At 56.7% G+C, this 21,230-nt stretch carries 17 protein-coding genes and 3 tRNA genes; 3 read left to right on the top strand and 17 right to left on the bottom strand.

Translation table 11 applies throughout. The annotated features are described in order from the left end of the window. Positions 1–296 precede the first annotated feature (296 nt). Both leuD and leuC read right to left on the bottom strand, forming a co-directional pair. Complete coding sequence (gene leuD / locus ACN08V_RS04320; protein ID WP_419099477.1) at positions 297–884, bottom strand: 3-isopropylmalate dehydratase small subunit; 588 nt, start codon at positions 882–884, stop codon at positions 297–299. Between the two features lie 57 nt (positions 885–941). Beyond that, on the bottom strand, positions 942–2,363 hold the full coding sequence (gene leuC / locus ACN08V_RS04315) for a 3-isopropylmalate dehydratase large subunit (protein WP_419104671.1): 1,422 nt from the start codon (positions 2,361–2,363) through the stop codon (positions 942–944). 211 nt (positions 2,364–2,574) lie between these two features. Here leuC and ACN08V_RS04310 point away from each other — a divergent pair, with 211 nt between their 5' ends. Continuing rightward, positions 2,575–3,291: an IclR family transcriptional regulator gene (locus ACN08V_RS04310; RefSeq protein WP_419099475.1), complete on the top strand. Its 717-nt coding sequence runs from the start codon at positions 2,575–2,577 to the stop codon at positions 3,289–3,291. A 74-nt stretch (positions 3,292–3,365) separates the two neighbouring features. Here the strand turns inward: ACN08V_RS04310 and ACN08V_RS04305 are convergent, their stop codons facing one another. The 15 genes from ACN08V_RS04305 to thrC form a co-directional block, all read right to left on the bottom strand. Beyond that, complete coding sequence (locus tag ACN08V_RS04305; RefSeq protein WP_419104670.1) at positions 3,366–5,093, bottom strand: dynamin family protein; 1,728 nt, start codon at positions 5,091–5,093, stop codon at positions 3,366–3,368. 4 nt (positions 5,094–5,097) lie between these two features. Then, entirely contained in the window at positions 5,098–6,897 is a 1,800-nt protein-coding gene (locus tag ACN08V_RS04300) for a GTPase (RefSeq protein ID WP_419104669.1), read from the bottom strand. Positions 6,898–7,043: 146 nt separating this feature from the next. Further along, positions 7,044–7,116, bottom strand: a tRNA-Glu gene (locus ACN08V_RS04295). 179 nt (positions 7,117–7,295) lie between these two features. After that, positions 7,296–7,368: transfer RNA gene (locus ACN08V_RS04290), tRNA-Glu, on the bottom strand. Positions 7,369–7,393: 25 nt separating this feature from the next. Then, a tRNA-Gln gene (locus ACN08V_RS04285) sits at positions 7,394–7,465 on the bottom strand. Between the two features lie 276 nt (positions 7,466–7,741). Then, entirely contained in the window at positions 7,742–9,259 is a 1,518-nt protein-coding gene (gltX, locus tag ACN08V_RS04280; RefSeq protein WP_419104668.1) for a glutamate--tRNA ligase, read from the bottom strand. 44 nt (positions 9,260–9,303) lie between these two features. Further along, complete coding sequence (locus ACN08V_RS04275; RefSeq protein WP_419104667.1) at positions 9,304–10,080, bottom strand: fumarylacetoacetate hydrolase family protein; 777 nt, start codon at positions 10,078–10,080, stop codon at positions 9,304–9,306. Positions 10,081–10,368: 288 nt separating this feature from the next. Continuing rightward, positions 10,369–11,424, bottom strand: coding sequence for a pentapeptide repeat-containing protein (locus ACN08V_RS04270; RefSeq protein WP_419104666.1), 1,056 nt, complete (start codon positions 11,422–11,424; stop codon positions 10,369–10,371). A 309-nt stretch (positions 11,425–11,733) separates the two neighbouring features. Then, positions 11,734–13,200, bottom strand: coding sequence for a pentapeptide repeat-containing protein (locus tag ACN08V_RS04265; RefSeq protein WP_419104665.1), 1,467 nt, complete (start codon positions 13,198–13,200; stop codon positions 11,734–11,736). A gap of 422 nt (positions 13,201–13,622) precedes the next feature. After that, complete coding sequence (locus ACN08V_RS04260) at positions 13,623–14,720, bottom strand: branched-chain amino acid aminotransferase (RefSeq protein ID WP_419104664.1); 1,098 nt, start codon at positions 14,718–14,720, stop codon at positions 13,623–13,625. Positions 14,721–14,983: 263 nt separating this feature from the next. Next, positions 14,984–16,045 (bottom strand): 3-isopropylmalate dehydrogenase, encoded by a 1,062-nt coding sequence (locus tag ACN08V_RS04255; protein WP_419104663.1) that lies wholly within the window; start codon positions 16,043–16,045, stop codon positions 14,984–14,986. Positions 16,046–16,099: 54 nt separating this feature from the next. Continuing rightward, entirely contained in the window at positions 16,100–16,546 is a 447-nt protein-coding gene (locus ACN08V_RS04250) for a hypothetical protein (protein ID WP_419104662.1), read from the bottom strand. Positions 16,547–16,606: 60 nt separating this feature from the next. After that, positions 16,607–16,888 carry a type II toxin-antitoxin system YafQ family toxin gene (locus ACN08V_RS04245; protein WP_419104661.1) on the bottom strand — a complete coding sequence of 94 codons (282 nt, stop codon included), beginning with the start codon at positions 16,886–16,888 and terminating at the stop codon, positions 16,607–16,609. A gap of 15 nt (positions 16,889–16,903) precedes the next feature. Beyond that, on the bottom strand, positions 16,904–17,137 hold the full coding sequence (locus ACN08V_RS04240) for a type II toxin-antitoxin system RelB/DinJ family antitoxin (RefSeq protein ID WP_419104660.1): 234 nt from the start codon (positions 17,135–17,137) through the stop codon (positions 16,904–16,906). 332 nt (positions 17,138–17,469) lie between these two features. Beyond that, positions 17,470–18,897 (bottom strand): threonine synthase, encoded by a 1,428-nt coding sequence (gene thrC / locus ACN08V_RS04235; protein ID WP_419104659.1) that lies wholly within the window; start codon positions 18,895–18,897, stop codon positions 17,470–17,472. Between the two features lie 123 nt (positions 18,898–19,020). Here thrC and ACN08V_RS04230 point away from each other — a divergent pair, with 123 nt between their 5' ends. Then, entirely contained in the window at positions 19,021–20,274 is a 1,254-nt protein-coding gene (locus ACN08V_RS04230) for a sensor histidine kinase (protein WP_419104658.1), read from the top strand. A gap of 81 nt (positions 20,275–20,355) precedes the next feature. After that, complete coding sequence (locus tag ACN08V_RS04225; RefSeq protein WP_419104657.1) at positions 20,356–21,117, top strand: response regulator; 762 nt, start codon at positions 20,356–20,358, stop codon at positions 21,115–21,117. Positions 21,118–21,230: the final 113 nt, after the last annotated feature.

Raw genomic sequence — 21,230 nt, 5'->3', positions numbered from 1 at the left:
CTGTCTTCCGAGTAGTCTACTCGGCTCGCCCCTTTTAACCTGAAGCGTTGCATAGATAAATCTGTGGTGCCCGCCTAGGCGACCGACACCTTCACAGCATTATTTCACGCATCAAGCAAAAATTGGTGAATAAAACCTTGCCTAACAACTTTACCTCAGAGTTCAGAGTAGGGCCTACTGGGGGCAGTGTTCTCCACCATAATGGTGCACCAGCGCCCCCCTTTAAAGGGCCCAGGGCACCTACCTATTTTCTGCCGGCTCCCTGGTCTGATGTGGCCTTATACTGATTCCTTGCTTTACTGAGTGCGCGGTAACCAGGCGGGGCGGTTAGCCTCGTAGGCTGTAATAGCTTCTTCATGTTGCAGGGTTAGCCCGATGTCATCGAGGCCTTCCATGAGGCGCCAGCGGACGTAGTCGTCAATCTGGAAAGGAACGGTCAAGGCACCGACGGTGACGGTTTTCTCTTCCAGGTCCACCGTCACTTCAGTACCGGGCTCGGTCTCAAGCTGCTTCCAGATCAGCTCAATGTTGTCCTGATCAACCTGAGCAGCCACCAAACCCTGCTTGCCCGAGTTACCCCGGAAGATGTCAGCAAAACGAGCCGAGATAACAACGCGAAAGCCGTAATCCTTCAAAGCCCAGACGGCGTGCTCTCGTGATGATCCGGTACCGAAGTCAGGGCCGGCAACCAGCACCGAACCCTGCTTGTAGGGTTGCCGGTTGAGAACAAAGTTCTCATCCTTGCGCCAGCCCGCAAAGAGGGCATCGTCAAAGCCGGTCTTGGTGACGCGCTTGAGATAGACGGCGGGGATAATTTGGTCGGTATCGACGTTGGAGGCCCTCAGGGGCACGCCAATTCCGGTGTGCTTTTTAATCGGTTCCATGAAAAATCCGTTTCTACCCGGCTATCCGGGTACTCAAATTCGATGACTTATTCCGCTCTAGAGGTCAGCGGGAGCTGAGAGAGTACCGCGGATAGCGGTAGCGGCAGCAACCAGGGGTGAGACCAGGTGGGTGCGCCCGCCCTTGCCCTGGCGGCCTTCAAAGTTACGGTTAGAGGTTGAGGCGCAACGCTCCCCCGATGCCAGCTGGTCCGGGTTCATGCCCAGGCACATAGAACAACCGGCAAAGCGCCAGTCTGCGCCAAAATCCTTGAAAATCTGGTCCAGGCCCTCAGCTTCTGCCTGGGTGCGAACCCTGTGGGAACCGGGGACAACCATCATGCGAACACCCTCTGCCATGGTCTTGCCCTTAAGGATTTCGGCGGCGGCACGCAGGTCCTCGATGCGGGAGTTGGTGCAGGAACCCAGGAAGACGACATCAACGGGGATCTCTTTCATGGGGGTACCAGCGGTCAGGCCCATATATTCCAGGGCGCGAGCGGCGGCCTTCTGCTCGTTCTCATCGGCAAAGTCCTCGGGGAAGGGAACAGCCTGGGACAAGGGGACACCCTGGCCGGGGTTGGTGCCCCAGGTGACAAAAGGCTCTAGCTCATCTGCGTTGATGAAAACCTCATGATCAAAGGTTGCACCCTCGTCGGTGGGCAGGGTCTTCCAGTATTCAAGGGCGGCATCCCAGTCGGCACCGGTAGGTGCGTGGGGGCGGCCTTTAACGTATTCAAAGGTCGTCTCATCGGGTGCAACCATACCGGCGCGGGCACCTGCCTCGATGGACATGTTGCAGATGGTCATGCGCCCCTCCATAGAGAGGGAGCGGATGGCGGAGCCCCGGTATTCCAGCACGTAGCCCTGGCCACCACCGGTACCGATTTCGGCAATAACAGCCAGGATAATGTCCTTAGCGGTCACACCGGGCTTGAGGGTACCCTCTACGTTAATAGCCATGGTCTTGAAAGGAGCCAGGGGCAGGGTCTGGGTTGCCATGACGTGCTCAACCTCGGAGGTACCGATACCAAACGCCAAGGCACCGAAAGCACCGTGGGTTGAGGTGTGCGAGTCACCGCAGACAACGGTCATACCGGGCATAGTCAGGCCCAGCTGGGGGCCAACCACGTGAACGATACCCTGTTCTTGATCACCGAGTGAATGGATACGTACACCGAATTCTTTAGCGTTCTTACGCAGGGTCTCAATCTGGGTGCGTGAGGTGAGATCTGCAATCGTCGAGAAAATATTCTCAGTGGGGGTGTTGTGGTCCTCGGTTGCAATGGTCAGGTCCAGGCGACGCAGTAGACGCCCCTCAAGACGCAACCCCTCGAAAGCCTGAGGTGAGGTTACTTCGTGAACCAGGTGCAGATCGATGTAGAGCAAGTCGGGCTTACCGTCTGTACCGGGCACTACGGTGTGCGCCTCCCAGACTTTTTCAGCCAATGTACGCGGGGTATGGTCGGTGCTACCAGCCATCAAGTCCTCCAAAAAATATTGTGATGCGTTAATAAGTGTGACGGCACCGCACTCATCTTTCCAATAAACGAACTTGCATATCAGAATATGAGAAGTCAAAATTAAAGTACTCAGACACAATCCATATACCCACTATCTTTCACCCCCGAAAGATCGCATCACACATAATCACTGGGCCAACGCACCGGCCCATCTGCGAAAGTTGCCCACTATGCAAGAGAAGCCTAGCTCCGGCGTCGGCGTACTTGATAAAGCCGCGCACATTCTTGACTGCCTTGAAGCTGGCCCCGCCACCCTTTCCCAGCTTGTTGAAGCTACCGGTCTGGCTCGCCCCACCGCCCACCGTCTAGCTGTTGCCCTCACACACCACAGGCTGGTAGCCCGCGATGTTCAGGGCCGGTTTATGTTGGGGCCCCGTCTCAGTGAACTCTCAAGTGCCGCTGGCGAAGATCGTTTGATTGCTGCCGCTGGCCCCGTCCTCAACAACCTGCGTAATGCTACGGGTGAATCTTCACAAATTTTCCGTCGGCAGGGTGATTGGCGGGTCTGCGTAGCCTCCGCTGAACGGCCCATCGGCCTGCGTGACACCATTCCGGTGGGCACCCAGCTCTCTATGAAGGCAGGTTCAGCCGCCCAGGTACTCACTGCCTGGGAGGATCACGCCCGCCTGGTCGAGGGCCTGCACAGTGCTCGTTTTTCTGCCACCATGCTGGCAACTGTCCGCCGCAGGGGCTGGGCGCAGTCCGTGGGTGAGCGCGAGCGCGGTACCGCCTCAGTCTCCGCACCGGTTCGCTCCCCCTCCGGCAAGGTGATTGCCGCCGTCTCTATCTCCGGCCCGATTGAGCGCCTGAGCCGCCAACCCGGCCGCCTGCACGCTGAGGTGGTATGTGAAGCGGCTGCTGCACTATCAGAAGCCTTACGGAGCTAGCCTTCTGCTCTCAGACCAAGAAAGAGCCCCGGTACTCTTGTGGGTACCGGGGCTTCTTCTGTGAGACCGTAAAGTTACTTGCCGGCCTGGGCCAGTGCCTTGCGGTAGTTGGCAAGTCGATCCAGTTCCTCTTGAACGGGTTCAAGGACACAGCGTGAGGCTACGTCACTCATATTTTCTTCAAGCTGACGGCGAATACCCTTGGCGTACATACGATAGCCGACAGTAGCTATGGCTCGACCCAGCGCAGCCACCAGAATACCGGCCAAGAGGCCCGTAACCACCAGGAGGGTGGGCACAGGTAGCGGGAAACCCTCAACCGTGGGCGGGTCTGGTAGCACAAGCTGGAAGTAGCTTGCGGCGGCGAGCGCGGTCAACCAGAGCAGGCCAAGCAGAGCTGCTGCTAACCCTACCCACTGCAAGATGTTGAGCAGGTGCCACCACCAGCGTTTTTTGGTTGCCTCGTAGTGGACGCTGGCGGCCGCCCGTTCAATTTCGCGGGGTAGGTGTTCTTCGTAAGTTCGGGCGGCTGACCGGATGGAGTGGCTCCAGGGTTCTGCCAGGCCCTCCGATGCCTGACCTGCAAAGGTGCGCAGGCTGGTGCTCAGCGCCGCCTTCTGGGGCGCACCGAGCGGAGGCAGTGAGGACTTGCTGATGGGTGCCCCATCGTGTTCTTTGTGCAGGCCCAGGCGTTTGAGGGGGTCCCGTTTAATCTTGAGGACCCACCGGGTGGCGATCCAGCCGGTTTTCTCGGCGGCGTGGAGCTTATATGAATCGGAGGCCGCTTTGACCAAGCCTTCAGCGCCGGAGGCCCGGTAGAAGCCCTCTTCAAGCTGGGTCATAGCGGGGGCGGTGATGCCTGCCGGTTCCCCCTGCCCGTCCTGGGTAGCAAGTTCTGAGCGAACCCCGGCCAGGTCTGCCTCGATACGGGCCACAGCGGCATTTTTGGCGACAGCGACCTGCCCCAAGATCTCCCGCAGACGTGGAATGTTATGGCCGGTGCGGGCTGAAACACCCAGGGGGTCAGCCAGCAGGGTGCTGGTTAGCCCGTCCTTGGCCAGAAGCAGTTTGAGGGAGTCCAGCACGGCAGGCAGTTCAGCCTCATCCAGGCGATCTACCTGGTTGAGCACAGCCAAGGTTACAGCGCCGTGGGCGGCTAGGGGCTGGATGAAGTCCTGGTGAATCACGGCGTCAGCGTATTTCTGGGGGTCCATAACCCAGACCAGAACGTCCACGCACTGCGCCATTTTCTCCACGATTTTCCGGTTGGAGGCCTCCACCGAGTCGAAGTCGGGCAGGTCAAGCAGGACTAGACCACCGGTGGCTTCTTCTGTTTTACCGGCACCCACCGATGTACGGATTTTGTTCCACATGCCCACGGTAACCGGCACATCGGCCCGGTTGAGGGCTTCTGCCGCTTGGGCAGGGTCCTCGTCCATGTAGGTTCGGTTGCTTACGCCCAGCCAGTCCAGGAGGGGTTCAACGCCCTCTTTACCCCAGACGGCGGCCTGGGCGGTCGATGTGGTGGGCCGGCGGGCGGCGGACTTGGCGATCTCTTTGCCAACCACCGCATTAAACAGGGTTGATTTACCGGAACCGGTAGCCCCGAAGAAACCAATCACGGTGTGTTCTGCTGAGAGTTCGCGGCGAGTAGCAACCCGCTCCAGGACCAGGCGGCCCTTTGCCAGGATTTCGGGGTCTAGGCGGCCTTGGCCTAAGTCGAGGGCGGTGGTGAGGGCATCCACGGTGGTGGCCAGTGCTGTGGTGGCAGGCTCTGCCTTGCTGGTAGAAGTTGGTGTCACGGTTTTAGCTCTCGGTGGTTGTTTCAGAAGCGGCAGGTAGCTGAATACTGGCCGCTAGCTGGGTGCTTGCGGTGTTCAAGGTGGTGGCAACAGCTTCTAGGTCGCTGGCAGTGGGGCGGGCCTGGTCCTCGCTCCCCTGCCCGGTAACAGATTCAAGGCGGTCGATAAAGCGGGCCTGCTGGGTTTCAAGTAGCTCGCCAATGCGCTCTTCGAGCCGGGTGCGGGCACCGGTTGCCATGCGGCGCACAGCGTCCTCGCCAAAGATAGCTTCAAGGAGCTTTTGGCCAATCACACCGGAGCCACCGGCAATACCGACTTCAACGCCGGTCAGTCCACCGGTCATTGAGAAGACCGCGACCATCAAAATCACGGCCGTTACGTTCACGCCCAGGGACATGAAGCGGGCCTTTTGGCGTTTGCCTGCACCCTCGGCAGAGATGATGTCCATGACATCTTGTTGCCAGGCACGGATGCTTTCGGCCACGTCTTCGGAGAAGCTATCGTCCAGCTTGGCGAGGTCCTCCCCAGCCAGCAGAGCACGGCCTGCACGGTCTTCGAGCCAGCGGCGCTGGACGGTTTCGGTGGCTGTAGCTGCCTCTTCCATAATGACCGAGTGCAGGCTGACTTCAAGGGCCTGTTCTACCTCAACAGCCTGTGTGGGCGGGGTTCCCCTGAAAAAGCCTGCGATACGGTCGCGCACCTTGCCCACGGTTGTTTCTACCTGGCGGAAGAATTCTCCGGTACCCACAAAGTCTTGCCAGCGCCCCAGTACTTCGCCTCGGAGCATCTGGCCGTCCTGCGTGCTTTCGTTCAGGTTGGTCAGGGCGCGTGCGAAAGCGCTGGTAGCGTCGGCCCGCAGACGGTTTTCTGCGGCTTGTTGGTCTTGTGCGGCCTGAGCTAGATCGCTTGCCTGCCGAGCTACAGAACGCACAGCCCCCTCCAGGGTACGGCGGGCGATATCGCCACGGGCATCGGTGTCGGCGCCCAGTGAACGTAACCAGAAAATCAAGGGGAGCAGGGCCACGCTGGGAAGCAGGCCGCGCTCATCACGTTCCTGCTCGGTCACAGAGTGAATCAGGGCAGGGGTGATACCGGCTTCGGCCAGCATTCGGCTCAGATCTGCTTCGATCTCGTCCTCGCTGCCCTCGGGCACACGGTTGAGTACCACGGCAATGGTGATATCTCGGGTAGCCGCCTGTCGCAGGATCTCCCAGGGCAGGGCATCTGCGTAGCGGTTAGCGGTGGTGACAAAGAGCCAGAGGTCAGCGGCTCGTAGCAGTTGCTGGGCGAGACGGCGGTTCTCCTCGCTCACCGAGTCAAAGTCGGGGGCATCAATCAGTGCAATGCCCTTGGGCAGGGAATCGACCGGGACGGTCACCAGCTCGTCTTGGCCGCTGTGGGGGTTGGCCCCCGGTAGGGCCTGGCCGGGTTCAACCGGAAGGCGTACCAGATGCGGAAGAATCCGCTCAGGGGTAAAGGCGGCGACGTCCTCGGGCCTATAGAGCAGCACGGGCTGGCGGGTAGTGGGGCGGATAGCCCCGGAACGGGTTACAGGCTCACCGATGAGCGTGTTAACCAGGGTTGATTTGCCGGCTCCGGTGGAGCCACCAACAACCAGGGTCAGGGGCGCATCCAGTGTGGAGAGCTTAGGCAAGATGTAGTCGTCGAGCTGGGTGACTGCGGTTTTGGCTTCTTGCTGAGCTTGTTCAGCCGAGCCTGTGTTCAGCGGGAAAGAAGCCGCCGCGAGAGTGTTGCGGGCTTCTCGCACGGAGGCCAGAGTATTAAGAATAGTTTGGTTGTACACACTCCCTATTCTGGCATGTTCCTAGCGCCGGAGCTGCCCTATCAGTGGAACTGTCGCCACCTATCTTGCCGCTGGTGCCTACCGGTCAGCACAGGGTACAAAAAAAATCCCCCACCTAAACTTTAGGTGGAGGAATCTTTAGCCTGTGACCCCAACCGGATTTGAACCGGTGTTGCCGCCGTGAGAGGGCGGAGTACTAGGCCGCTATACGATGGGGCCCTTGCTCTCAAAAAAGAGCTGCTACCTTTGTGGCAACAGATAAAACTATATAGGCCACCCCGCTAGTACGCAACTTGAGATACTGTAGTTTCAGCCACAGCGCGACCTTAGCGCACAGCCAACAGCGGGAACAAAAAAATTCCCCCACCTAAACCTTAGGTGGAGGAATCTTTAGCCTGTGACCCCAACCGGATTTGAACCGGTGTTGCCGCCGTGAGAGGGCGGAGTACTAGGCCGCTATACGATGGGGCCGTGACATCTTGAAACAAGATGTTCGCTGGGATACCAGGACTCGAACCTAGAATGACGGTACCAGAAACCGTAGTGTTGCCAATTACACCATATCCCATTATCATTGCTTAGCTGATTTCCTTGAGGAAGTCATCGCCGCAACGAGTTATAACTTTATACGACCCCCAAGGGGCGTGCAACTTGAAAAGGGTAGACCTACATCACAAGGCCTTCTTTCAGGGTGCACAGAATCCCAAAGTTCCCCGGTTTTTCGCGGTTTTTGGGGCCAAAAATTCCCTTCAAAAAATTTTTTGGGGTTGCCCCAAAAAGCTAAAGAACCTGCCCCTCCCCAGAGCTGGGGTCAGGCAGGTTCTTGGTTTAGAGTATCGCCGGCTTAGGCGGCAAGCTCCTGGTGCAGTTTCTTGAGGCGGGTCAGCGAGGAATCCTTCCCTAGAATCTCCATGGACTCAAAGAGCGGCGGTGAGATGCGGGCACCGCTGACAGCGGTACGCACGGGGCCAAAAGCCAGGCGGGGCTTAATCTCTAGGCCCTCCACGATGGCGCTACGCAGGGCTTCCTCAACAGCCTGGGCAGTGAAGGTCTCCAGGGGTTCAAGAGCTGTGAGAGCGGCTTGGAGCACAGCGGGTGCTGACTCTTTGAGCTGCTTGGCGGCGTCCTCAGCGACCTCAATCTCTTGGTCCTTTGTGAAGAGGAAGCCCAGCAGGCCGGCGGTCTCCCCCAGCAACTGCATACGCTCCTGAACCAGCGGGGCGGCTTCGGTCAGGATAGCCTGCTCGCCCTCAGTCAGCTCCTCAAAGCTCTTGGCGGTGACCAGGCCGTCCCTGTGCAGGAAGGGAACCAGGCGGTTGCGGAAGTCCTCCGCCTCAAGCATACGAATGTGGGTGCCGTTGATAGCTTCTGCCTTTTTGAGGTCAAAGCGGGCAGGGTTAGCCAGCACGTCCTTGACATCAAAGTGCTCAACCATGGTGTCCATGCTGAAGATGTCCTCGTCGTGGGACAGGGACCAGCCCAGCAGGGACAGGTAGTTAAGCAGGCCCTCCTTAATGAAGCCAGCATCGAGCAGGTTGTAGAGGCTGGACTCGGGGTCGCGCTTGGAGAGCTTCTTGTTACCCTGGCCCATGACGTAGGGCAGGTGGCCGAACTCAGGGATGAAGCTGGTAACACCCACGGCAACCAGCGCCCGGTAAAGGGCAATCTGGCGGGGGGTGGAGGACAGCAGGTCTTCGCCACGCAGAACGTGGGTGATACCCATGAGGGCATCGTCAACGGGGTTGACCAGGGTGTAGAGGGGGCGACCGTTAGCGCGCACCACAACAAAGTCGGGAACGGAACCGGCCTTGAAAGTGATTTCGCCGCGCACCAGGTCCTTGAAGGTGATGTCTTCATCGGGCATGCGCAGGCGCAAAACGGGGGTGCGGCCCTCGGCACGGTAGGCGGCCTTCTGCTCTTCGGTCAGGTCGCGGTCAAAGTTGTCGTAGCCCAGCTTGGGGTCTTCACCCTTGGCGCGGTGGCGCTCCTCAACCTCTTCGGGGGTGGAGAAATCTTCGTAAACGAAGCCGCCGGCCTTGAGCTTGTCAATGACCTGGGCGTAGATGTCCATGCGCTGTGACTGGCGGTAGGGCTCGTGGGGGCCGCCCACACCTACACCCTCGTCCCAGTGAATACCCAGCCACTGCAGGGATTCGAGAACCTGGTTGAAGGACTCTTCGGAGTCACGAGCGGCGTCGGTGTCTTCAATACGGAAGATGAGCTTGCCGCCGGTGTGCTTGGCGTAGGCCCAGTTGAAGAGGGCAGTGCGGACCATGCCCACGTGGGGGGTGCCGGTGGGTGAGGGGCAGAAACGCACGCGGGTTTCGCTGGGGTCTGACAGCTTGAGGGCGTAATCAGTCATGGGTGGGGTCACATCTCTTTCGTTGTGGGTTCTAGGAAAATTTTTTAGTCGGCGCGGACGGTGTTGATGAGGGAGCCAATGCCTTCAACTTCGATCTCCACCTGGTTGCCTGCGCTCAGGCGGCCTACTCCTGCGGGGGTGCCGGTGAGGATGACGTCACCGGGTAGCAGGGTGAAGTATTCGCTGGCGGCGGCTACGAGCTCGGCTACGGAGAAAACCATGTCGGCGGTAGTGCCGTCTTGTTTAAGGTCGCCGTCCACCCAGGTCTGAATGGCTAGGTCGTCGGTGTCCAGGTCGGTTTCGATCCAGGGCCCGATCGGGCAGGAGCCGTCAAAGCCCTTGGCGCGGGCCCACTGTACATCGGTGTTCTGGGCGTCGCGGGCGGTCAGGTCGTTGGCTACGGTGTAGCCGTAGATGACCTCGGGTACGCGCTCTAGCGGCACGGACTTGGCGATACGGCCGATGACAACGGCCAGTTCGCCCTCGTAGGACACGTCGGAGGACCAGTCGGGCAGGGCGATAGGATCGCCGGGGCCGATCACGGAGGTGTTGGGTTTGAAGAAGAACTGCGGGCTGGTGGGGGTTTGGTTGCCCAGCTCGCTGGCGTGGTCGCGCCAGTTGCGGGCGGCCCCAATGACTTTGGAGCGGGGAATGATGGGGGCCAGCAGGCGGACGTCCACCAGGTCGTACTTCTTATCGGTAGGGTTGACCCCGGTGTAGAAAGGGTCGCCGGTCAGCACGGTGAGGGTTTCGGAGCCGGGCTCACCCTCAACCAGGCCAAAGTGAAGGTTATCATCTACGGTAAATCGAGCAATGCGCATGGCTACTAGCCTACCGGACTCGCCTGCCCTGCGCGCAGGGCAGGGGCGGTTAGGTAAACAACTAGGCAACCTGTATTTGGTTATAGGGTTGCTAGTCGCTCTGCAGACACAGCTACGGCAAGGGCCCTTCTCGCCAGGTTCGCTGGCGCTAACTCGGTGATTCACGCCAGCCCCCATCGAGCTTGCCTACCCGCTGTGCCTGATGGGAGATTAGCACCGAGAAGGTGAATCGCAAGCCGTCAGCGACCGACCTTTCTCTTGGAGACAACAGGGAGTTAGTCCCGGATATTAGGATTCCAAGGCCACATTGCCCTGAGCCGCGCGGCGACGCCTGTGCTCCGTAATAATTTCATCTACAAGACCTTCAGAGAGGTCACTTTTCAAGAGTTCCTCGCGAGCTGGCAACATCTCGCAACAAGAGACACGTTCTACAATAAATTTCCTAGTTTCGGGGTTATTAATATCTTCAGCTTCTTCGCGGAAAATGAACCGAGCTTCATTTAAAAAAGAACTAAATAAATCAGCTTTTTCAAGATTAACCCCTGCCAGATAGGCTCGTTCCAAATGAGCAAAATATAACTCTGCATCTTTTAAATTTGTATGCCAAAACTTTGCACCTTCCAGATTAGCGCCCCTCAGATTGCACCCATTCATATTCGCTTCATTCAGCGTTGAGTCCTTGAGGAATACCCCTCCTAGATTCGCATCCTTCAAATAAGCGCCCCATAGGTACGAATCTTCCAAGTGAGAACAATTTAAATTTGAGTTCCCTAAATCTCGGTACGAAAAATTTAGGTTCCTCAAATCAAGAAAACTTAAATCAAAAATTCTCGATTCGGAATAATTCTCAGCAAATTTATTATTAATGGGTATTGCCGATTTTTGATAAACTGGAAAAATATCCTGAATAATCGAATTGAGAGTTGTTTCCTCCAGTTTAGTTCGCCCATCAACCAGCTCTCCATCCTTCTCTTGAGGAACACCAAAAAGAATTTTCAGGATATTTCTCTGCTGGCTATTTTTCTGCCTTTTCACAACTTCCGATGAAGCCGCCAGAGTTTCCCAATCCTGGTAGAGGGTTGCTAGCTGAAAATAGCTTGCTGACCGCTCGTTCTCATCCTTGCTGTAGCGACGCGACAGAATCTCATGCATGCGGTCATTGAGCGACTTGATAATTTCAGCATCCTGCTTATTCTGCTCCCGCTGGGCGCGTTCGTCCTCAATCTCCCTCTGATGTTCGAGCTGCCGCCTCAGGTTCTCCTGCTGGGCAAGCCTGTTTTCCTCACCCGTCTGGTAGCTAACTGCAACAGACACCACAACACCCACCGCAGCAATCAAAGCCACTTATCCAGCGACTAAGCCACCTAGCAAGGTAAGTTCCCAGTCCATCCTGTCCAGGCACTGGGCAAGAGTCAACTTGTGATTATCCAGCTCATTCAATAGCCTAGCAAATAGCCGCCCTAAAACCGTGGCGCCAAAAACCAAGCGAACGCTAGCCTGCGGGAACTGCCTAAGTTCTCATAAGATACTGGAGGGGCACAGTGTGTACCTCCGCTGTATTTTTCTGAGTTCTCGTGGGTTCAACTACCTTTCAAAATCTAGTAGATACTAAGAAAGACCCGGCAATCCTGTAACGCAGACTATTCCGTAGCCCTAACCGAGATTTTTACGTTTTTGTTCTTGAACTTCTTTGTACCTGGCCTTGATTTGCGCAACTAATTCCTGGTCAAAACCAGCAGCGAGTTCAATATTTTTTGCTTTATCAAGATTATCTGCAAGTGACAACTGCTTAACAATATAATTTCGGGTTTCAGAATCTTGCATTTCAGCTTTCTCACGACCGTAAAATATAACTTCTTCCAGATTAGCATCGAATAAATCTGCCCCTGCAAGATCAGTTAACCATAACTTAGCCCCCCTTAAAGAACATTTTACCATACGAGTGTTTTTTAAACTTGCGCGACCTAGATGCGCTCCATCAAGGTTTGCACCTCTCAAATTTGAACCACCCAAGTCCACGCAATACAAATGCGCTCCAGAAAGATTTGCTTCAGCAAATCTGGCTAACCTCAAATCCCTGCGCAATAGATTAATATTTGAAAAGTCCAGCCAGTCAAAGTGCCATATTAGGTTTTTATGCGAGTATCCAGATTCAACACTCTCTGTCTTCCACCCCAATTTCCCTTTTCCATCTTCCTCAACTTCATCAAATATATCCCTACTAATTGAATTAATAGTTTTATTTTCCCAGTTACTTCTATAAAAAATTGGTTTCTGCCGGTTCCATGGAATACAAAATTTCCCACTGCCACAAAAATTTTTTTCTAGAGAATTCTGATAGATATAAACCTCGGAATCCCTTTCTGCAAGACCACCGTGAATAGAACCAAAGAAAATTTTAAGAATATACTTCTGTTGCTCTTTTCGCCTGTTTTCTACAAGCTCTGAGGAAATTGCAAAATTCTCCCAGTCCTTATACAGAGCAGCAAGCTGATAGTAGCTAGCTATGCGCTCACCTTGATCAGCCCCCTGCCTGCGCGGAATTATTTGATGCAGTCTCTCATTTAGGGATTCTATAAGCTCGGCATCATGTTTTTGATTATCGAGCGCCCGAGCCTCTGCCCCATTTTGATAGGAAACAACCATAGATATCACAACACCTACCGCAGCGAACATTGAAGCAAAAATTGTAGCAACACCTTGCCGAGCTTCTCGCCACTCAAACTGATACGTCATCAAAGTTAAAGTAAGAATAGCAACTGATATTAACAAGTAAAACACCGGAAGGATGCCCCATAAAGTTTTTTCAAGAAAATTATTTTTCTTGTTTTCAGAATTTTCTTTATTGAAGGGAAAAATGAATATAACCGCCGCGAGAACAAGTAATACACCTGCAAATGTTATCCATGATACAAAATTTGGAGATTTTTCCCAATTAAACTCTTGATAGCTATAACCAGTCAGGGTAGCAAAAAAAATCCAGCCATATATGATAGTTCCAGTTATCCAAGGAATTTTTCTGAGCCAGTTTACGTTTAGAATCCAGCCTCTAGTTAGCCGCTCCTGACCCTCTTGCCAGTTCTCTTTCTGTTGCTTACCCACCTGCTCATTGCCTTTCACGCAAACACAATTCACTTAAGTATGCCAAACCCACTCCTCATAATCCCGCAGAAACTCTCTTGACGGGTTTCTGCGCCCGCCCATAAACTGGCTCTCGGAATTACTGTCTACAGAAGGCCTATCGGTGGATTTTTCAGCAGCTCTCTAGCCCAGGCTGAAACCACTCTGCCCGTACCCGGCACCGGTTTTCAGCACCCACATCACTGCCACCCTAGCCAGTGTGCCCTCTAAGTGGTCAGCCATGACGAATATTTCTGCCAACAGCTGGACCTCACCCGGACCTTGGATTTGCCCTAAAACCGCTTAAAGATAGATGCCCGCTTCCCCTGCACTAGCAGGAAAGGCGGGCACAGTTCTTAAGCTGAGCCTTTCTGGTACAGCATCGACCGGAGCTGAGCTACAGGCTCAAGGCCCAGTGATTCTTAGACCAGTGTGACGTTCCAGCCCAAGCGGTCCTCAACCTTGCCGGTCTGAATACCGACTAGTTCTTGACGCAGGCTCATGGTCACGGGCCCGCCCTCAGCACCGGAGGCTGAGGGGACCTCAAAATCAGCGGCCTTGAGCTTACCCACGGGAGTAATCACAGCGGCGGTACCGCAGGCAAAGACCTCGGTGATCTCACCGCTGGCTACGCCCTGGCGCCATTCAGACAGAGTAATTTTGCGCTCTTCATGGGTGTATCCCCTGTCCTGGGCCAGCTTGATGATGGATTTGCGGGTAACACCGCGCAAAATGGTGCCGGTTAGCTCAGGGGTGGCAATACGCCCGTCCTTGAAGACAAAGAAGACGTTCATGCCGCCCAGTTCCTCAATGGCATCATCGCGGTTGGGGTCCTTGAAAATGACCTGCTTACAGCCCTGGGCTTCGCCTTCCAACTGGGCGGCAAGTGAGGCGGCGTAGTTGCCGCCGCACTTGGCTTCGCCGGTACCGCCCACACCGGCGCGGGCGTAGGTGGTAGATAGCCAAATATCAACGGGCTTGGGCGTGCCAAAGTAGTTACCGGCGGGTGAGGCGATCACGTAGAAGGAAACTTCACGGGCAGGGCGGATCCCCAGAAAAGCCTCGGTGGCGATCATGAAGGGGCGCAGGTAGAGGGATTCCCCTTCGCCGGAGGGCACCCAGTCAGCGTCGATGGTAACCAACTGGCGGATTGCCTCCAGGAACAGTTCCTCGGGCAGATGGGGCAGAACCAGTCGGTCTGCCGACTTGTTCAGCCGGGCGGCGTTCTCCTGGGGGCGGAAGGTGGTGATGGAGCCGTCAGCCTGGCGGTAGGCCTTGATGCCCTCAAAAATTTCCTGCCCGTAGTGGAAGACACTGGCCGCCGGGTCAAGACTGACAGGCCCGTAGGGCAACACCTGGGCCTTGGACCATTCACCGCCGTCGGTGTGGTTGCCTTTCCAGTCGATACGGACCATGTGGTCGGTAAAATGGTTGCCGAAACCGGGGTCGGCAAGTATTTCTGCCCTGCGCTCAGCGCTGGCGGGGTTGGGGTTGCGGGTAATAGAAAATTCCAGGGTCATGTTCGTCCTTCAATCACAGTGTATGGGACTGTAGCTTGTCAAAATGTTAAGCCCGGGTAAGCAAGGCTGTGCGCCAGCTGGCTCGGGTCTGGCGTTTTAGGGGGTGCTGGTGCACAGCCTTGCTGGCCAGGGGCGGGCTCCTGAGCTTTTGGCTTGGTGTGTGCCCTTATCTTCCTTTTCCTTATGAGAATACATCAGCTCTGTGGTTTCTGTGCTCTACCTAACGTGGTTCCCCGCCGGTGAGCCAGAAGGGACCAAGGAGCTTAGGCATCCAGGGCGGCCAGAATTGCGGAACCGATCTCGTCAGTACCGCGGGTTGCACCGGGGTTGGCAGCTAGGTCTGCTTCTACGGCGCGGTCAATGCGGGCGGCGGTGCCCTCGTAGCCCAGGTGACGCAGGAGCATGGCGGCGGCCAGGATGCTTGCCGTGGGGTTAGCCTTGTTGAGCCCTGCGATGTCGGGGGCGGAGCCGTGGACCGGCTCGAACATGGAGGGGAAGGTGCGGTCGGCATTAATGTTTCCGCAGGCCGCGTAACCGATACCGCCGCTAATAGCGCCTGCCTGGTCGGTCAGAATGTCGCCAAAGAGGTTGTCGGTGACGATGACATCGAACCGTGCCGGGTCGGTGGTTAGGAAGATGGTGGCCGCGTCAATATGCAGGTAGTCGGTGGTGACCTGCGGGTATTGGGTGGCTACCTGGTTGAAGATGCGGGTATAGAGGGCCCCTGCGTTGACCAGGACGTTGGTCTTGTGGATCAGGGTCAGCTTCTTCTTGTCGCGGGTATTAGCCAGCTCAAAAGCGTAGCGGATTAGGCGCTCGATACCGTGAGCGGTGTTAAGCGATACTTCAGTGGCGATTTCTTCGGGGGTTCCGGCGCGCAGGACACCGCCGTTACCTGCGTAGGGGCCTTCGGTGCCTTCACGCACAACCACAAAGTCGATTTGGCCGGGGTTAGCTAGCGGGGAGACTGCACCGGGGTAGAGGCGTGAGGGGCGCAGGTTGATGTAGTGGTCAAAGGAGAAGCGTAGGTTGAGCAGGATTTCACGCTCAATCAGGCCGCTAGGCACTTGGGTGGAGCGGGGGTCTGCGCCGACGGCACCAAAGAGGATGGCGTCGTGGGTTGCTAGTTTTGCTTTGGTCTCTTCTGAGAGGGTTTCGCCGGTTGCTAGCCAGTGACCAGCACCCAGGGGGTACTCGGTGGCGGTGACAGCAATCTGGTCAAGTTCGGCGGCGCGGGTCAGGACGCGCTGGGCTTGGGCTACTACTTCGGGGCCGATGCCGTCGCCGGGAATTACTGCCAGGTTGATGGAGGGAGTTTCAGTCATGTTCTTAAGGCTAGTCCTGCACAGTGCCCTTTGCCCATATTTTGGCTTTGGGTTTCATATATTGGCCGGCTGGCCTGCACCTGTGGGAACCTCTGCACCATTACCCGGTGCTGCTGCAAAGAAGACGAGTTCTTCCGGGCGGGGTAGGCAGACGGGGTTTTGACCGATGGGTGCTATTTCAAGTTCGGTCAGGTACTGCCCCACTAGATGGGCCAGAAGCAGGGCGGATCCGTCCTGGGTGGTTGCGGTTAAGACAGTGCGGGGTGCCGGTGTTTCAGGCCGGCTAGCCAGTAAGGTGGCTTCTGAGTCTGCCGGGTAGTGCAGGGTAAGGGTGATGCAGGTGGAGCAATCGCAGCTCTGTTTGGCCTGTGCTGTGTTCAGCCTGCGGATTATCCCTTGCCGTTCCTGTGCGCTGGGCTTGTGGCTTTCTGCGTCAAGCGGCAGACCCTGAGTGATGAGCGCGGCCAGCAGGTTTTTCTGCTCGTCGGTGAGTGCCTCCATACGGCAAACCCTAGCAGGGCCTGTTTTCTTCCGACAGGCTTTACACCCGGGTAATTTTAACTAGAACAAATCGTCATGGCTACCTGTACGGGTAAGTACGAGCACCAGTTCTTCTCGGTCCACCCGGCATACCAAAAGCCAATCGCCTTCAATGTGCAGTTCGCGGTAGCCTTTCCAGTTACCTTTGAGCGCATGGTCCCGATACTTGGTGGTGAGAAGCTCCTTATTTTCTGCCATAAGCTCTTGGACGGCTTCTGCCAGTTTTTCGGCCTTGTCATGCTTTTTGAAGAGGGCCTTAGCATCGCGCTTGAATTGAGGGGTTCGGGTGATACTACAAAGCATCGGTCAGGTCTGCCATCAGCTCATCAACAGACGAGAACTTCTCCCCCAGCCCATTTTCTGCTTCGTAGCGTGCGCGAGCGCTGGCAGGGTTTTCGCGACGCGGGTAAACGGTATTCCGTTATCCACGAGCGCCTGGCGAAGAAACATATTCAGGGCTGTACTCATGTCGAGGCCAAGTTCACTGAAGAGCCGCATAGCCTCTTCTTTGGTTTCGCGGTCTGTACGGAACGAGATAGTAGTTGTAGACATTTGCCCTCCAGCAGTTAATACATATTCATTACAATGTCACTACAACTGCATGCTATCCGGTCGACACTCTGAACTCAATACATCCGCGCCGGATTAAACACAGTGGCGGGGAACCGTTCGGTTCCCCACCACTGCGTTGAGACTTGATGCCTTAGCTGGCCTGGCCTTAGCTTTCAGGGCCGAGGGCAAGCGTGCGCCTGCCAACTGGCTTAGGCCTGGCTATCAGGGCAAGCGGGCAAGGCTATGCCTGCCAACTGGCTCGGGTCTGGCGTTCAGGGAGGTTGGCAGGCACAGCTTTGCCCAATCTCCCCACAAGCCCCTTGCCCATAGTCTTAGACGTTGCGCTCAATCAGAGCTTTAACAGCCTCTACATCATTGGGTAGGTCAATTAGGTGGCGGTCAGCCTCCATGATGCCCGCGAAGCGCTCAGGGATAGCGGGCTCGGAGCCGGTTGCTTCCTTGATGGTTTCCGCGAACTTGACCGGTAGCGCGGTCTCCATGCAGATAATGGGAGTTTCGACCCTATCGGCCCAGTCGCGGGCAACCTTCACACCATCGGCTGTGTGGGGGTCAAGCAGGACGTTCAGCCGCTCATGGGCATCACGAATCGTAGCCACCCGGTCAGCGTGGGTGGAGCGGCCCGATGCGAAGCCGAACTTATCTGCGGCATCGGTGAAGGCTGGGTCCCCTGCCAGGGTAAAACCGCCCTCTTTGACCTGTCGGCCGAAGAGGTCGCCCACCCGCTCGGCGTCGCGGTCGAGCAGGTCGTAGATGAAGCGCTCGAAGTTGGAAGCGCGCGAGATATCCATGGAGGGGCTGGAGGTCTCTAAGGTATTAGCCGAGGAACGGACACGGTAGTTGCCGGTGCGGAAGAATTCATCGAGGACGTCGTTCTCGTTGGTTGCCACGATCAGGCGGTCAATGGGCAGGCCCATCTGGCGGGCGATATGGCCGGCGCAGATGTCACCGAAGTTGCCGGTGGGTACGCAGAAGGAGATCTTCTGGTCGTTGGTTTCGGTGGAGCGGATCCAGCAGGAAACGTAGTAAACGATCTGGGCCATGAGGCGGGCCCAGTTGATGGAGTTTACGGCGCCGATGCGTTTTTCTGCCTTGAAGCTGGCATCGGAGGAGATAGCTTTGACGATATCCTGGCAGTCGTCGAATACGCCCTCGAGGGCGATGTTGAAGATGTTGGCATCGTCTAGGCCGAACATTTGGGCTTGTTGGAAGGGGGTCATGCGCCCGGCGGGGGTCAGCATGAAGACCTTAATGCCGGTGCGGCCGCGCATGGCGTATTCGGCGGATGAGCCGGTGTCGCCAGAGGTTGCGCCTACAATGTTCAGGTCTTGGCCGCGGCGAGCTAGTTCGTATTCGAAGAGTTCGCCCAGTAGTTGCATGGCCATGTCTTTGAAGGCGGCGGTGGGTCCTTCTGAAAGGTGTCCGATGAGGATACCGGGTTCCAGCTCGGTGACCGGCACGATCTCTGGGGAGGCGAATTTGGGGTAGGAGTAGGCGCGGGCGGTAATGGCCTTGAGGTCTTCTAGGGGGATGTCATCAATGTAGAGGGCCAGGATTTGGGCGGCGAGCCCCTGGTAGCCTTCGGTAGCGAGGACGGCCCGCCAGCGGGTGAGGGTGGCATCGTTGATCTGGGGGTAGGAGACGGGGAGGTAGAGGCCACCGTCGGGGGCTAGGCCTCCCAGGAGGATGTCGGTGAAGTGGGCTGGGGTGCGGGTGGTGTCGCGAGTGGAGATGTACTGCATGACTATAAGGTTACCTTTTCTGGTGGGGGTAGGCCGGTAGGCGCTTCATACTGGGGTATGAACTTGGGCCTGGTGCAGGGTGGGTGCTGGGTTCTGGGTGCGGGTGCAACCTAAACTGGTGGGGTGGAGAGCTTTCTATTTGAACCGGCTGTTTTGGCTCGGCGTAAGCGCTGGGTGAACGGTATTTTTGTTGCCTTGTGCCAGTTGTTTACGGTTGGTTTTACCGGTATTGGGGGCCTCAACGGTAATCTCTGGTGGCTCTATATGCTCCTTTGGGCGGTGGTGACCGGCAGTCTCTATTTCCGCTATAGCAGGCCAAAGACCGTGACTGTTTTAGTCCTTGTGGGCTTGCTGGTTACTGTTGTTTTGCCCTTCCCGGCTCTTGATATGTGGTGGGCGGCTCCGCTGGCGGTCTATCACTGGGCCAGGTACGGCGAGCGCCGGGTGCGTATAGTAACTATTGTTCTTTTTTTGGTGGCTTCAGTGGTGGCTGGGGCTAGTGCGGGTTTTCAGCTTGCTTCTGTCTATAGCTGGAGCACCGTTGAGCTTTTGGTTCTTTCTCTGGTTATTTTCTTCTTTTGTGCCGCCTTGTGCACGATTGCCTGGTTTCTGGGTGATACTAGGCGCTTGCGGGATAACCGGCAGAGGTCGCTGGTTGAGCGTAACCGGCAGTTGGTGCATGAGCGGGAGCAGGAGCGGGTTATGGCGGCCCTGGATGAGCGTGCGCGTATTGCCAGGGAGATGCACGATATTGTGGCTCATTCTCTTTCGGTCATTATTACGCAGGCGGACGGGGCACGGTATGTGGCTCAAGCCCGTCAGCAGGCGGAGCAAGAGATCTCTGCCCGAGGCGGTGAGCTGGTCGAGCCGGTGGAGATTGCCGCCTTAGGGACTATTTCTGAGACGGCTCGTTCTTCTTTGCAGCAGATGCGTTCCCTGCTGGGAGTTTTGCGGACGGATGAGGGCGCCGCTTTTCAGCCTCTACCGGCTTTGCACAATGTGCCGCAGCTGGTGGATCAGATGCAGGAGCTGGGTTTTAATGCCAGGCTGGTGTGGGAGTGCGAGGGGGTTGAGGAGAAGCTGCCGCAGGGGGCTGAGCTGACGGTCTACCGTATTGTGCAGGAGGCTCTGACCAATGTGCGTAAGCATAGCCCCACGACCCCGCTGGTGACGGTGACGGTTCGTGAGGGTAAGCGTTCCTTAGATATTGATGTGGTCAATGCGCCCCAGGTTCAGGCTTCGGAGCCTTTGGTCGGTGCCCGCCGTGGTTTGCTGGGTATGCGGGAACGAGTTGATATGTATAGGGGTAGCTTGCATTACGGGCGCCTGGCGGACGGCTCGTTTAGGGTCTTTGCACAGATTCCGTTTGCTCCCTAAGAGCGCTGGCTGTCTTTTTGGCCGGGGCAGGCCAGCTGTTAAGAGAGAAGTTGTTGAGGTCGAGAGGATTGAGAAGAGACGATGAGCGGAAAGATTAGGGTCATGCTGGTTGATGATCAGCAGTTGGTGCGCTCTGGCCTTGCCATGTTGGTTGGTTCCCAGCCTGATTTGACGGTGGTAGGTCAGGCATCGAATGGCCAGGAAGCTGTGGAGCTTACCCGGCAGTTGGCGGGGCAGGGTTCTGTACCCCATGTGGTGCTCATGGATGTGCGTATGCCGGTCATGGATGGTATCGAGGCGACCGGGGCAATTATTGCGGGCTACCCCTCCGTTCGTATCGTTATGCTGACAACTTTTGATATTGATGACTATGTCTACGCGGCGGTCCAGCGCGGGGCCAGTGGCTTCTTGCTTAAGGACGCGCCTGCTGAGCAGCTCTTGGAGGCTATCCGTACTATCTACCGGGGGGATGCCGTCATTGCACCAAGTGCTACGAAGCGTCTCTTGGAGCAGATGATTATCCCCCAGCTAGCGCAGGATGCCCCATCCGGTCAGGGCGCGGGCCAGGCCGTGGGGTTTGCTGGCTTACCCGCGGACCGGCAGGCTGGCTCCTCCGCTCAGTCCAGCGGTAAACACCAGCAGGAAATAGCCAGCTTGACTGCCCGCGAGTTCGAGATTTTCATGCTCATGGCCCGGGGCCTCAGCAACGCTGAAATCACCTCAGAGCTTTTTGTGTCGGAGGCAACCGTCAAGACGCATGTCTCCCATATTCTGGCCAAGTTGGGCGCCCGCGACCGTGTGCAGGTCGTCATTATGGCCTATGAGGCAGGCCTCCTGCCCTAGGCTACTTGTCGGTCGTTCCAGGCCGGGAACAGGTATCTCATACCCGGGTATGAGGTCCTTCCCAGGTTTCACTCCCAGGCCTGATGTATCCAGGTAGATCTCTTGCCAGACTG

Origin of the sequence: Rothia sp. P5766 (assembly GCF_048513555.1) — a bacterium.
GTDB lineage: Bacteria > Actinomycetota > Actinomycetes > Actinomycetales > Micrococcaceae > Rothia.
The sequence above is the reverse complement of the archived record's forward strand: the minus strand, read 5'-3'. Positions and strand labels throughout refer to the sequence as shown.

Coding starts and splice junctions, on each gene's coding strand:
- gltX (WP_419104668.1), bottom strand. CDS start 9,259: ATGACTGATTACGCCCTCAAGCTGTCAGACCCCAGCGAAACCCGCGTG.
- ACN08V_RS04255 (WP_419104663.1), bottom strand. CDS start 16,045: ATGACTGAAACTCCCTCCATCAACCTGGCAGTAATTCCCGGCGACGGC.
- ACN08V_RS04310 (WP_419099475.1), top strand. CDS start 2,575: ATGCAAGAGAAGCCTAGCTCCGGCGTCGGCGTACTTGATAAAGCCGCG.
- ACN08V_RS04245 (WP_419104661.1), bottom strand. CDS start 16,888: ATGCTTTGTAGTATCACCCGAACCCCTCAATTCAAGCGCGATGCTAAG.
- ACN08V_RS04250 (WP_419104662.1), bottom strand. CDS start 16,546: ATGGAGGCACTCACCGACGAGCAGAAAAACCTGCTGGCCGCGCTCATC.
- leuD (WP_419099477.1), bottom strand. CDS start 884: ATGGAACCGATTAAAAAGCACACCGGAATTGGCGTGCCCCTGAGGGCC.
- ACN08V_RS04240 (WP_419104660.1), bottom strand. CDS start 17,137: ATGTCTACAACTACTATCTCGTTCCGTACAGACCGCGAAACCAAAGAA.
- thrC (WP_419104659.1), bottom strand. CDS start 18,897: ATGCAGTACATCTCCACTCGCGACACCACCCGCACCCCAGCCCACTTC.
- ACN08V_RS04260 (WP_419104664.1), bottom strand. CDS start 14,720: ATGACCCTGGAATTTTCTATTACCCGCAACCCCAACCCCGCCAGCGCT.
- ACN08V_RS04225 (WP_419104657.1), top strand. CDS start 20,356: ATGAGCGGAAAGATTAGGGTCATGCTGGTTGATGATCAGCAGTTGGTG.
- ACN08V_RS04275 (WP_419104667.1), bottom strand. CDS start 10,080: ATGCGCATTGCTCGATTTACCGTAGATGATAACCTTCACTTTGGCCTG.
- leuC (WP_419104671.1), bottom strand. CDS start 2,363: ATGGCTGGTAGCACCGACCATACCCCGCGTACATTGGCTGAAAAAGTC.